The 13,943-nt window shown below is 67.7% G+C and carries 5 protein-coding genes; all 5 read left to right on the forward strand.

What is annotated here, in order from left to right:
* The first annotated feature begins 66 nt into the window (after nt 1-66).
* The 5 genes from AWC18_RS17590 (at nt 67) to AWC18_RS17610 (ending at nt 13,935) form a co-directional block, all read left to right on the forward strand.
* Entirely contained in the window at nt 67-1,686 is a 1,620-nt protein-coding gene (locus AWC18_RS17590; RefSeq protein WP_085139592.1) for a glycosyltransferase family 87 protein, read from the forward strand.
* Nucleotides 1,687-1,697: 11 nt separating this feature from the next.
* A complete protein-coding gene (locus AWC18_RS17595; protein ID WP_165758022.1) occupies nt 1,698-2,996 on the forward strand; it encodes an MFS transporter in 1,299 nt (432 codons plus the stop codon).
* Between the two features lie 97 nt (nt 2,997-3,093).
* Nucleotides 3,094-9,402, forward strand: coding sequence for a sulfolipid-1 biosynthesis phthioceranic/hydroxyphthioceranic acid synthase (pks2, locus tag AWC18_RS17600; RefSeq protein ID WP_085139578.1), 6,309 nt, complete (start codon nt 3,094-3,096; stop codon nt 9,400-9,402).
* Nucleotides 9,403-9,471: 69 nt separating this feature from the next.
* Nucleotides 9,472-10,887: a condensation domain-containing protein gene (locus AWC18_RS17605; protein ID WP_085139593.1), complete on the forward strand. Its 1,416-nt coding sequence runs from the start codon at nt 9,472-9,474 to the stop codon at nt 10,885-10,887.
* A gap of 60 nt (nt 10,888-10,947) precedes the next feature.
* A complete protein-coding gene (locus AWC18_RS17610; protein ID WP_272937699.1) occupies nt 10,948-13,935 on the forward strand; it encodes an MMPL/RND family transporter in 2,988 nt (995 codons plus the stop codon).
* Nucleotides 13,936-13,943 lie beyond the last annotated feature (8 nt).

The raw sequence follows: 13,943 nt of genomic DNA on the forward strand, positions 1-13,943 counted from the left end.
GCCGCCCCCGGAGCCGGCCCCGCCGCCGGAGGCTCTGCCGTGACGGAGGAGCGGACCGAGCGCGTAATGCGCTCGCCCCGTCGGCTGGCGGCCGACCTGCGCAGCGCCGACGACCGCGACCTGCCCAGTCGCACCGACGTGCTCGGCCACGCGCTGTCGAACACGATCGGCGGGCCGGTCGGTCGGCATGCACTGATCGGGCGGACCAGGTTCATGACCCCGCTGCGGGTGATGTTCTTGATCGCCGTGCTGTTCCTGGCCCTGGGCTGGACCACCAAGTCGCCGTGTCTGCAGAGCGCCGGCAGCGGAAGTCCCGACCAGCGGGTGGCCAACTGGGACAACGAGCGCGCGTACTTCCAGCTGTGCTACTCGGACGTGGTGCCGCTCTACACCGCGGAGCTGCTGGACCAGGGCAAGTTCCCGTACAAGTCCAGCTGGGTGGAGAAGGACTCCTCGGGCAAGGAGCAGACCCGCTACGACGGGCTGCCCGCGGTGCGCTATATGGAATATCCGGTGTTGACCGGGCTGTACCAGTACTCGGCGATGGCCCTGGCGAAGACGTACACCGCGATCACCAAGGTGGTGAAGATTCCGGCGCTGAGCGGGGTCGCCGAGGTGGTGGTGTTCTTCGACATCGCCGCGCTGGGTCTGGCGCTGGCCTGGCTGGCGACGGTGTGGTCCACCGCCGGGCTGGCCGGCCGGCGTATCTGGGACGCGGCGCTGGTGGCGGCTTCGCCGCTGGTGATCTTTCAGATCTTCACCAACTTCGACGCCCTGGCCACGGCGTTCGCCGGGGCGGGTCTGCTGGCCTGGGCGCGGCGCCGGCCGACCGCGGCCGGGGTGCTGCTCGGACTGGGCACCGCCGCCAAGCTCTACCCGGTCCTGCTGCTGATCCCGCTGGTGGTGCTGGGGCTGCGGACGGGTCGGCTCCGGGAGGTCAAGCGCACCGCGCTGGCCACCGCGGTCAGCTGGCTGGCGGTGAACCTGCCGGTCCTGCTGTACGCACCGCGGGGATGGACGGAGTTCTTCCGGCTCAACTCCCGCCGCGGCGATGACATGGATTCTCTCTACAACGTGGTCCGGTCGTTCACCGGCTGGCGGGGATTCGACGGCGACCTGGGGATGTGGCAGCCCCCGACGGTGCTCAACGGTGTCGTCGCCGCGCTGTTCGCGCTGTGCTGCATGGCAATCGGCTACATCGCGCTGACCGCGCCCCGACGGCCGCGTGTCGCGCAGCTGGCCTTCCTGGTGGTGGCGGCGTTCCTGTTGACCAACAAGGTGTGGAGTCCGCAGTTCTCGCTGTGGCTGGTGCCGTTGGCAGTACTGGCGTTGCCGCACCGCCGACTGTTGCTGGTCTGGATGACCGTCGATGCGCTGGTCTGGGTGCCGCGGATGTACTACCTGTACAGCGTTGCGGACCGCAGCCTGCCCGAGCAGTGGTTCACCACGACGGTGTTGATACGCGACCTGATGGTCATGGTGCTATGTGCTCTGGTGATCAGACAGATCTACCGCCCGCAGCAGGATCTGGTGCGCGCCCACGGATGGGTCGACGACCCGGCCGGCGGGGTGTTCGACGCCGCCCCGGATGCGCCGCCGACCTGGCTGCCGGACCGGTTGCGCCCCAAGCGGGTGGTCGCGGCCCAAGGGGGCACCGGGGCGCAGGTGGGTGCGCACCAGCTATAGGGTTTGTGCCCGTGCGGAAACCCCCGTGGTTGGCGTGGGCGCTCTGGGACTGCGGAGCCACCGGCCTCAATGCCATCACCATCACGTTCGTGTTCTCCGTGTACTTGACCGCCTCAGTCGGTGTGGGCGCCAGTGCTTCGCCGGCCAGCTGGCTGGGCCGGGCGATGGCCATCGCCGGGATCGTGGTGGCCCTCATGGCTCCACTGACCGGCAACTCGATCACCGAACCCCGGCGGCGACGTCTGGCGCTGGCCGCGTTGAGCCTGATGGTTGTCGCGCTGACCGCGTCGATGAGCCTGATCCGCAATGACCCGCGCTACCTCTTGCCGGGCTTGGCACTGTTGGCCGTGACGGCCGCGTGCAGTGATCTGGCCACCGTCCCCTACAACGCGATGCTGCGGTCGGTCACCACGCCGGAGAATTCCGGCAGGGTTTCCGGTTTCGGTCTGGCCGCCGGTTACCTCGGCAGTGTGGCACTGCTGCTGGTGGTCTATGTGGGCTTCGTCGCTGGGGACGGACCCACCGTCGGTCTGTTGCACCTGCCGACCGCGGATGGAGCGAACGTGCGGGCGGCGATGCTGCTGACCGCGGTGTGGTTCTTGGTCTTTGCGTTGCCACTGCTGAGGGGGAGGCCGCAACGGGGCGCCGATGGCGCTGCGGCCGCTGATCTGCCGCCCGCCGCGCGGGGCGGATTCCGCCAGCTTCGGAGCGACCTGGTTGCCGAATGGCGCCGTGACCGCAACTTCGTCTACTACCTGTTGGTGAGCGCGGTGTTCCGGGACGGGCTCACCGGGGTGGTTGCATTCGGGGCGGTGTTGGGGGTGAACGTGTACGGCATCTCCGCGGCCGACGTGCTGCTGTTCGGCGTGACGGCAAGCACCCTGGCGGCGGTCGGAGCGGCCCTCGGCGGATTGCTCGATGAGCGGGTCGGCTCCAAGACGGTGATCCTCGCGGCGTTGGCGTCGATGATCCTGGTCGGGCTGGTGCTGCTGGCGCTGTCGGGACCACGGGCGTTCTGGGCGTGTGGCCTGTTGCTGTGCCTGTTCATCGGACCGGCCCAGTCGTCGGCGCGGACCTTGTTGCTGCGGATGAGCGCGGCGGGTAAGGAAGGCTTGGCCTTCGGGCTTTACACCACCACTGGTCGGGCGGCCACGTTCTTGGCGCCGACGCTGTTCTTCACCTTCGTAGATCTGTTCGGCGCCGACCGGGCCGGGCTCGGTGGCCTGCTGGTAGTGCTGGCGGCAGGATTCCTCGCCATGATGCCTATCCGGCCCCCGGCTGCTCACAGTTTGCGTGCCGCGCGCGCGTAGTCGGGGGGCTCCCATTGTGGCCACGACGCCGTTCGAAAGAACGTGCGTTCACCTCGACGAATAATTGTCGCAGCCCTACTATAGCCTCGCGAAAGCGATGATTACCCCCCTAACATCCCCCGATAATTCGCCAACCCTGCCGATCGCCGTCATCGGGCTGGGTTGTCGGCTTCCGGGTGGCATCGATTCACCGCAACGGTTCTGGGAAGCGCTGCTGCGGGGCGCCGACTTTATCGACGTAGTACCCGCCGACCGCTGGGATGTCGACAGCTACTACGGCCCCGAACCGGCGGCGCCGGGACGCTCGGTTTCCCGATGGGGCGGCTTCATAGACTCCATAGGCGCGTTTGACGCCGACTTCTTCGGCATGACCGAGTCGGAGGCCATCGCGGTCGATCCGCAACACCGCCTGCTGCTGGAGACGTCGTGGGAGGCCGTCGAGCATGCGGGGATCGACCCGGCGGCCTTGGCCCGATCGCAGACCGGCGTCTTCGTGGGGCTGACGCACAGCGATTACGAACTGCTGTCCGCCGAGTGCGGCGCCGCCGAGGGGCCGTACGGATTCACCGCTACCAGCACCGGGTTCGCCTCCGCGCGGGTGTCACAGGCCCTGCGGCTTCACGGGCCGGCTGTCACGGTGGACACGGCGTGTTCCTCGGGCCTGATGGCTGTCCACCAGGCCTGCCGCAGCCTGCAGGTAGGCGAAAGCGAGCTCGCCCTGGCGGGCGGCGTGTCGGTGATATTGGAGCCACGCCGGTCGGTTGCCGAGTCGCAGCAGGGCAAGTTGTCCCCGACCGGCCGATGCCGGGCCTTCGATGCCGACGCCGACGGATTCGTCGCGGGTGAAGGCAGCGTGGTGTTACTTCTCAAGCGATTGCCGGAGGCCATCCGCGACAACAACCGCATCCTGGCGGTGCTGCGCGGCAGTGCGGCCAATCAGGACGGCGGCACCGGAACGGCCGCGGCGCCGTCGGAGCGGGCGCAGGTCGCGGTGTATCAGGCCGCGTTGGCCGCCGCCGGCGTCGAAGCCGCCACGGTGGAGCTGGTTGAAGCCCATGGGCTGGGAAACCCGGCCGCGGACCTGACCGAATACGCCGGACTGGCCGCGGTCTACGGCACCGACTATCGCTGCTTCGTGGGGTCGGTCAAAGCCAACTTCGGACACTGCCAGTCGGCATCCGGACCACTGGGCCTGATGAAGGCGATCATGGCACTGCAGAACGGCGTGGTCCCACAACATCTGAATTTCACCCGGTTACCTGACAGGCTGGCGGCGATAGACACCAATCTGGTTGTGCCGCTGGAGAATATGGCCTGGGAAACCAAGGCGGGTCATCCGCGCCGGGCTGCGGTCTCGTCGCATGGTCAGACCGGCACCAACGTGCACGTCATCATCGAACAGGCGCCGGAAGCGGCCACGGATTCGGCGACCGAAGACCAGCGGCCAGTACCACTGCTTTTCCCGGTATCGGCTAATTCCGCAGACCAGCTGCGGGTGACAGCCGCCCGGCTGGCGGACTGGGTCGACGACCACGGCGCCGCGATGACTGCCGCCGGTCTCGCTGATCTCGGCTACACATTGGCGCGGCGACGGTCACACCGGCCGGTCCGAACGGCGGTGGCCGCGAGCAACTTCGGTGAACTCGGCGAGGCACTGCGCGAAATCGCCGGCAGCGGCCGGACCTATCAGCCTGCCATCGGACCGGATAGCCGTGGGCCGGTGTGGGTGTTCTCCGAGCAGACCCCCCCGTGGACGTCCTTGGCGGCACTGCTCACCGAAGAGCCGGCGTTCGCGGCCGCGATCGCCAAGATGGAGCCGATTGTCGCTGAGGAGTCCGGCTTTTCGCTCGCCGAGACCATCGCTGCCGAGCTGGCGCCGACCGACGTCGAACGAGCGCAGCCGACCAACTTCGCCATTCAGGTCGCGTTGGCCGAAGCGATGAAGGCCCACGGGGTCGCGCCGGGCGCCGTAATCGGGCATTCGCTCGGGGAGGCGGCGGCCGCCGTCGTAGCCGGCGGGCTGACCCTTGAGGACGGGCTGCGCGTCGCGTGCCGTCGGTCGCGGTTGATATCGCGGATAGCCGGCGGCGGTGCCATGGCCACCGTGGAACTGCCTGCGCAGCAAGTACTGTCGGAATTCTCCATTCGCGGCGTATCCGAGGTGGGGCTGGCCGTGGCCGAGTCGCCGGTGTCGACGATCATCGGCGGTGACGCAGCGACCGTCCGCGATCTGGTGGCCGGCTGGCAGCAACAGGGAGTTTCGGCTTGCGAGTCGGAAGTCGCGGTCGCCGTGCACTCGCCACAGGTCGAACCGGTCCTCGATGAGCTGGCTCAAGCCCTCGCCGAACTGAAGCCGATCGAGCCCGAGATCCCCTACTACTCCGCAACACTGTGGTCGCCACGTGATCGGCCGAACTTCGACGGCCAGTACTGGGCGGACAACCTGCGTTACATGGCACGGTTCGCTGCCGCCGTGCAGGCGGCGATCAAGGACGGCTACCGGGTATTCGGCGAGCTGGCGTCGCAGTCACGGTCGGCTGCGGTCCTCGAGCAGAATGCCGCCAGCCTCGACATCCCGATCGCTGCGCTGGTGCCCATCCCGGGAGAACGGCAGTCCGGCAACGGATTGCGCGGATTCGTCGCCGACCTGTACAGCGCCGGAACTGCGGTGGATTTCGCTGCGCAGTACCCCTCGGGGAACTTGGTGGATGCACCGCTGCCGAGCTGGCACCACCGCGAGCTGATATTCCGCCGGGAGGACGCAGACGCCGCCCCGACCGGCGCGGCGGTTCGGGCGGTGCACCCGTTGCTGGGCGCCTACGTCCACCTGTTGGAGGAACCCGAACGCCACGTCTGGCAAGGCGAAGTGGGAATCGCGGCGCACCCGTGGCTCGACGATCACCGGGTCCACAACCTAGCCGTCCTGCCCAGTGCGGCCTACTGTGAGATGGCTTTGGCCGCTGCCCGTGCCAGTCTGGGCGAATCGGCTGAGATTCGTGATCTGCGGTTCGAACAGATGCTGCCCCTTGACGATTGGACACCGGTGTCCGCGGGGGCCGTGGTGGTGGCGCCCGGGGTGCTGGACTTCGGGGTGCACACCCATCAGGGCCGCGACCGTGTTGACTGTGCAACCGCGGTGTTGCAGGCGCAGCCGGATGTTCGGCAACCGGCGGCGCGCGATATCGCCGCTTTGCTGGCTGCACACCAGTCGCGGGTGTACGGCGTTGATCTGCGAAAGGCAGCTGAGCTCACCGGAATTCGATACGGTCCGGCTTTTTCGGGTCTGGTCGAGGTTCGTGTCGGCGACGGCGGACACACCATCGGGGCCACGGCATTGGCCGAAGTTGAGCTGCCCGGACCGGCCCGTCCGCAGCAGGGCCTCTATGAGGTTCACCCGGCCCTTCTCAAAGCGTGCATCATGTCTGCTGCCATGCGGCCCGACGTCCCGCGCGCCGGCGACGGGGGACTGCTGCGGCCGGTGGGCGTGCGCAGGCTCCGCCGGCATCATCTGATCCGCGACGCGCGGTACTGCCTGAGCACAGTGACGGCTGCGCGCGCCGACGCCTGCGAGGTTGATCTGGAACTGATGGACGGCTCGGGCACTGTGTTGCTCACCGTCGAGGGTCTGCAGCTCGCGGCCTCCCGTTCGGAGGCCGAGTCCGCTGAGCGCACCCTGGATGAGCGCCTGCTGACCATTGAGTGGGAGCGCCGCGATCACGGTGCTGCGGAGTCGACCGCCGCGGGTAACTGGCTGTTGTTGAGCACGGCTGACGCCATAGATCCTCTCGTCGGCCGCCTCGCCGGGTTGCTCAACGGCGAAGGCGCGCAGTGCCTCACCCTGTCGACGCCGATCGGCGGCGGATCTGTGTCGGGGTGTGTCGAGGGGTTGCTCGATGGCCGAACCGGAGTCGTTGTGGTCACCCCGCCCGCCGACGACGGTTCCGACCTTCCGCAGCGAGGCCGGGACTTCGTGGCCTACCTGCTGGATGTCGTGCAGCAGATGGTGACGTTTCCCGGGGAGTCACCGCGGCTGTATGTGGTGACTCGGGACGCCGCCGCCGTCCGAGCGGGGGAGCGGCCCAATCTGGAACAGGCCGGCATACGCGGACTGCTGAGGGCCGTCGACTCGGAGTACCCGCACCTGAGGGTCACCCAGATCGATGTGGACAGTCGTGCCGCCGAGCAGGATGAGGCATTGGCCGGCCACCTCGCGGCACAACTTCGCAGCGGCTCCGACGAAGACGAGACCGCGTGGCGTGACGGTGATTGGTACACCGCGCGGCTGCGCCCCGGTCCGCTCGGCCCGGCCGATCGGCGGACAACCGTGATCGAGCACGGTCGAGACTGTCTGCGCCTGCAGCGCAGCGACCCGGGCGAGCCCGAATCGTGGGAACCGGTCGCCCACCCGCGGACTGCGCCGAGCAGCGGTCAGATTGAAGTGGCGGTGACGGTTGCCGGCGTCAATTGCGTCGAGGCCTCCGCCGGCGAGCCATACCGGCAGCAGCTGGGCGCTGATTTCGCGGGCGTGGTGACGGCGGTCGGCCCGGATGTCACCGGCCACCGAGTGGGAGACCACGTCGCGGGGATATCTCCCGACGGCTGCTGGAGCACGTTCATCACCTGTGACGCCCGGCTGGCGGTCACGCTGCCGGCGGAACTGCCACTGACCGAAGCCGCCGTGTGGCCGACCGCATACGCCACCGCCTGGTACGGGCTGCACGACCTGGCGCGCGTCACACCGGCCGACAAGGTGCTGATCCATTGCGCAACCGGGGCCGTCGGTCAGGCCGCGATCGCCATCGCACGCGCGGCCGGGTGTCAGATCTTCGCCACCGCAGACACCCCGCAGCGCAGACAACTGTTGCGCGACATGGGTATTGAGCATGTCTATGACTCCGGCAACCTCGAGTTCGCCGACCGGATACGCCGCGACACGGATGGCTACGGCGTCGACGTGGTGCTCAACTCGCTGCCCGGGGTGGCGCAACGCGTAGGAATCGAACTGCTGAGCTTCGGCGGCCGGTTCATCGAGTTGGGCACGCAGGACGTCTACGGTGACAGTCGGCTTGGCCTGTTCCCCTTCCGCCGCAACCTATCGCTGCACGTGGTGGACTTGGCGCTGCTGGCGCACAGCCATCCAGAAACGGTCCAGCGATTGCTTGGCACCGTCTTGCGAAATGCCGCTGACGGCAGACTGCCGCAACCGCGGACCACGCACCACCGCTTGCTGGATGCGGCGGACGCCCTGCGCCTGGCTGACGGCGACGACTGCGCGGCAACGGTTTTGCTGGACGTGCCGCAGACCGGCAGCACCGTGGCGGCGGTGCCACCGGCGCAGGCCAGGCTCTACCGGGCCGACGGCTCCTACATCGTCACCGGTGGCACCGACGGAGCGGGGTTGTACCTGGCTGCGGAGCTGGCCGCCGCCGGCTGTGGCCGCATCGTGCTCCACGGAGATTCGGCACCGGATGGCCACGCGCAACGGGCCATCGAGCGGTTGTGTGCGCTGGGCACCGACATTGCGGTGGAATGCGGTGATATCGCCCAGCCGGCTACGGCGGAACGACTGGTGGCGGCGGCGACGACGTCCGGCCTACCGGTGCGGGGCGTACTGCATGCGGTTCCCGGGGTGGCCGAAGCACCGTTGGCCGAGATCACCGAGCCCCTCATCGACCGCTGCTGGGCGCCGAAGGTCCACGGTGCGTGGAACCTGCACCAGGCATTGCTGGCGACCGCGCAGCCGGTCGACTGGTTCTGCGCCTTCTCCTCGACCGCGGCGCTGATCGGCTCACCGGGGCACGGTGCCGCCGCGGCAGCCGACAGTTGGCTGGACGCGTTCGGACGCTGGCGCCAGGCTCAGGGTCTGGCGGCCACCGTGATCGGTTGGGGGCCGTGGGCCGGCCCCGGTGACTCCACTGAGTCAACCGACGGCCCGCAGGCTGCGATCACTGCCGCCGAAGCCGCCCGTGCCTTCCACGCGCTGCTGAGCTATGGCCGCGCCTACGCCGGCTACGCGCCGATCACCCGTGCCCCGTGGTTGGCGGCATTGGCGCACCGCAGCCCGTTCGCGCAAGCATTCCGGCCGGTGCGCCGCAGCAGTCCCGACGCGCAGCGGTTCCTGGCTGAGTTGCAGCAGCTCCCGCGCGACGAGTGGGTGGGCTCGATACTCCGCCTGATCTCCGACCAGATCAGCCTGTTGTTGCGCCGTACCGTTGAACCAGACCGGCCACTGCCCGAATACGGGCTGGATTCGTTGGCCAGCTTGGAGTTACGTACCCGGGTCGAGACGGAGACCGGGGTCCGGGTTGGTCCCGCCCAGCTCACCACGGTGCGCGGTCTGGCCCAGCATGTGTGCGACCAGTTGGCCGCCCGTGCAGAACATGCGGACTCGCCCAGTGGTAGGTAGCTTGAGGCGACCAGCAGCTGTCCTGAGTTGCCAGCTGAGATGTTGTTCGCCGGAGAAGAGGAGCAGGCGGTGCGGGTAGGGCCATTGGCGTTGGGCACGTTGAGGGACTGGGAGCCTGAGGCGGGGCCCACCGTGGTGTGGCAGCCGTCGGCTGCTGCGCTGGCCGCAGCACAACGGGCGCCGGTCAACTCCGTGCCGGCCAGTTACATGCAGGAACAGCACATCCGCGGCTACATCGACCAGAGCGCCGCCGGGCTCGACTATTCGCGACTGATGGTGCTCAGTTGCGACATGGCGGGCCGCTGCGATCGGCGTGCCATCGACTACATCATCAATGCGCACATACGGCGGCACGAGACCTACCGCAGCTGGTTCGAGCACACTGACGACGGACTCCTCGTTCGTCACGTGATCGAGGACCCAGCCGAGATCGCTTTCGTGCCAGTCGATCACGGCGAACTGGAGTTACCGCAGGTACGCGAGCTGTTGACTCAGACGCCGGATCCGTTGCAGTGGGACTGCTTCCGGTTCGGGATCATTCAGGGCAAGAGCCACTTCACGTTCTTCGCCAGCATCGACCACGTGCATGTGGACGCGGCGGTCGCCGGGGTGACGCTGATGGAGCTCTATTTCATGTACAACACGCTGGTGGCCGGCGGTGCGCCGCTGGAGCTGCCGCCCGCGGGCAATTACAGCGAGTTCTGTGTGCGTCAGCGCCAGTTCACCTCCGCGCTCAACCCGGAGTCGCCCGAGATCCAGGCCTGGCGGACGTTCGCCGAGCACAACGACAACAGCCTGCCGGGCTTCCCGCTGCCGCTCGGCGACCCGGCACAGCCGTGCGATGCGGCCATGGTCACCGTCACCATGCTGGATGAGAACCAGACCGTCGATTTCGAGTCCGCCTGCACCGACGCGAACGCCCGTTTCATCGGTGGGGTCCTGGCCTGCTGCGGCCTGGCCCACCGCGAATTGACCGGCGCGGACACCTTCTACGGCCTCACCCCGCGTGACACCCGCCGATCCCCCGACGACGACCTCACCCTGGGCTGGTTCACCGGCCTGATCCCGATCACGATTCCCCTCGCGGAGTCCTCATTCGCGGAGGTCGCCGACGCCGCGCAGATTTCGTTCGATTCCGGCCGAACCCTGGGAGAGGTCCCCTACCAGCGGGTGTGCGAGTTGGTACCCAGCCTGGGCAAGCCGCCACCGAATTTTCCCGTCATCAATTTCCTCGATGCCGGGGCTGCGCCGTTGTCGGCCCTGATCGCCGCGGGCCTGGACGACTTGAACATCGGGGTCTACAGCGACGGCCGGTACTCCTATCAGATGTCGATCTACGTGATCCGGGTTGGGGAGGAGACTGCCGCCACCGCGGTGTTCCCCGACAACCCGGAGGCCCACGAATCGGTGGCGCGCTACCTGGCGCTGTTGAAGTCCGTGTTCGAGCGGATCGCCGATCAGGGCCGTCGGGAACAGGTCGCATGAGCCCAGTCCAATGTTTCACCAGCCGGAGGTGAACTCATCTTCGGTCGGCTAGGCGACTTCGTGGTGCGGCGCCCATGGCCGGTGATCGGGTTCTGGGCGTTGCTGGTGGTCCTGCTGCCGCTGTTCGCGCCCTCACTGACCGACATGGCCCAGCGCCATCCTGTCGCGGTGCTGCCCGCTGAAGCCCCGTCGGTGACGGCCTCGGCCAGGATCTCCGCCGCGTTCGATGAGGATGCCTCGGAAAACGTCCTGACGGTACTGCTCACCGACGAGCAGGGCCTGACTACCGACGATGAACAGGTCTATCGCACGTTGGTGGACCGGTTGCGTCTGGACACCGAACACGTGGTGATGCTGCAGGACATGCATGCCACCCCGGCCCTGCAAGAGGTGCTCGCCAGCAGCGACGGCAAAGCATGGATCCTCCCGATCGGGCTGGCCGGTGACTTGGGCACGCCCGAGTCCTACGCGGCCTACCAGCGAGTCGCCGACATCGTCCAGCAGACCGTTGCCGGAACGACCCTGACCGCCGACGTCACCGGCCCGGCGGCCACCGTGGCTGACCTGACCGATGCCGGGGCGCGGGATCGCTTGGCCATTGAGTCCGCGATCGCCGTCTTGCTGCTGATCATCCTGGCGGTCATCTACCGCAATCCGGTCACCATGGTGCTGCCGCTGATCACCATCGGCGCCTCGTTGGTGACCGCGCAGGCGGTGGTCGCGACGGTCTCACTGGCCACCGGCATGGCTGTCTCAAATCAGGCCATCGTGTTACTGAGTGCGTTGATCGCCGGCGTGGGAACCGATTACGTCGTCTTCCTGGTCAGCCGTTACCACGACTACGTCCGGATGGGGACGGGCCGGGCCGAAGACAATCAGCAGGCGGTGCGGCGGGCCCTGATGTCGATCGGGAAGGTGATCGCCGCATCGGCAGCGACCGTGGCGGTCACCCTACTGGGAATGGGCTTCGCCAAACTGGGAGTGTTCGCCACCACCGGTCCGGTGCTGGCGATCGGCATCGCGGTGGCTTTCCTGGCGGCGATCACCCTGTTGCCGGCCATCCTGGCGTTGGCAGGGCCGCGCGGATGGGTGGCACCGCGCCGCGAGCGCGCTGCGCGACTGTGGCGGCGGACCGGGGTGCGCATCGTCCGTCGGCCCAGGGCATATCTGATCGGCAGCCTGGCCCTGCTGCTGGCCTTGGCCGGTGGCGCAGGCCTGATTCGGTTCAACTACGACGACCGCAAGCAACTGCCCGACTCTGTCGAGAGCTCGGTGGGCTACGCCGCCTTGGACCGGCACTTCCCGGTCAACCAAACGATCCCCGAATACCTGCTGGTGCAGTCCTCCAGTGACCTGCGCACTCCGTGGGCGCTTGCAGACATGGAGCAGATGGCATTTCGGATCAGCCAGATTCCGGGCATCGCCGCCGTCCGCGGTGTCACCCGGCCCCGAGGCGAGTCACTTGAGGAGGCCCGAGCGACCTACCAGGCCGGCGAGGTGGGCGATCAGTTGGGCGGCGCCGCCGGCCTGATCGCCGGCCGCGATGCTGACCTCGATCGGCTGAACACGGGGGCGCGGAAGCTGGCGAGCGGCCTCGGAGACCTCCACGCTCAGGTCAATCAGTCCATCGGGAGTGTGCGCAGCCTGGTCGATGCCTTGGCGTACCTGCAGACTCAGTTCGGTGGCAATAAGACCTTCGGTGAAATTGACCAGGCCGCGAAGCTGGTCAACAGTATCCGTGCGCTCGGTGACGCCCTGCAGGTGACGTTCGCCGGACTCGCGGCCAGCTTCGACTGGGTCGATCCCGTCACCGAGGCGCTCGATGCCAGCCCGACGTGCGACGCCAACTCGGTCTGCGACACGGCGCGGGCCGAGTTCCGCAAGCTGCAGAACGCCCGTGCCGCAGGCACCCTCGACGAGATTTCGTCGCTGTTTCGGCAGCTGCAGTCGGCGCAGCCTTCGCAGACGGTGTCCTCAGCGGTCAACGGGCTGAGTCGCTCCCTGCAGTCGGCCTCACAGTCCCTGCATGCGCTCGGATTCGACAATCCGCGCAGGATGCAACGCAAGATCATTGACCTGCAGAACGGCACCAACGATCTTGCCGTCGCTGGGCGCCAGGTGGCCGACGGGGTGGCGCTCCTTGTCGACCAGACCAAGGAGTTGGGCCTGGGACTCGACACCGCGTCGGCGTTTCTCATGACGATGGGCCACGAGGCTTCCCAGCCATCGATGTCGGGATTCAATGTGCCGCGGGAGGTTCTGGCGACTGAGGATTTCAAGAAGCTGGCGCACACCTTCGTCTCGCCCGACGGGCATTCGGTGCGGTACTTCATCCAAACCGATGAAGATCCGTTCAGCACCAAGGCCATGGACCAGGTCAACGCCATCCTTGCCACCGCCCAGGCGGCGCAGCCCAACACCACCCTTGCCGATGCGTCGATATCGATCTCCGGGTACCCGGTCACGCTGCGCGACATCCGCGACTACTACGAGCGGGATATTCGGCTCATCGTCGTCCTGACGACCCTGGTGGTGCTGCTGATCCTGACCGCACTGCTGCGAGCGGTTGTCGCTCCGATCTATCTGGTGGGCTCGGTGATCATCTCCTACCTGTCGGCGATCGGGCTGGGCGTTCTGGTCTTCCAGGTCATGCTGGGTCAGCAATTGCATTGGAGCGTGCCAGGTTTGGCATTCGTGGTGCTGGTGGCGGTGGGCGCCGACTACAACATGTTGCTGGCGTCCCGATTGCGCGACGAATCCCCACTGGGCGTGCGCACCAGCGTTATCCGCACGGTCGGGTCAACCGGTGCGGTGATCACCGCAGCGGGCCTGATCTTCGCCTCCGCCATGTTCGGGCTGTTGTTCGCCAGTGTGGGGGCCATTGTGCAGGGCGGTTTTGTGATCGGCGCCGGCATTCTGGTCGACACCTTTGTGGTGCGCAGTATCACCGTGCCCGCCGCGGCCGTGCTGGTGGGCCGGGCCAATTGGTGGCCGGGCCGGCCGTGGCTGCAGCCCCGGCCCGACGACCCGAAACGCGCCGGCGCTTGACGCGAGGC

It is taken from the genome of Mycolicibacter nonchromogenicus (assembly GCF_002101775.1).
Classification (GTDB): Bacteria; Actinomycetota; Actinomycetes; order Mycobacteriales; family Mycobacteriaceae; genus Mycobacterium; species Mycobacterium nonchromogenicum.

Bases quoted from the DNA above. Each gene is read 5' to 3' on its own strand.
- pks2 (WP_085139578.1), top strand. From the start codon at position 3,094: ATGATTACCCCCCTAACATCCCCCGATAATTCGCCAACCCTGCCGATC.
- AWC18_RS17590 (WP_085139592.1), top strand. From the start codon at position 67: ATGCGCTCGCCCCGTCGGCTGGCGGCCGACCTGCGCAGCGCCGACGAC.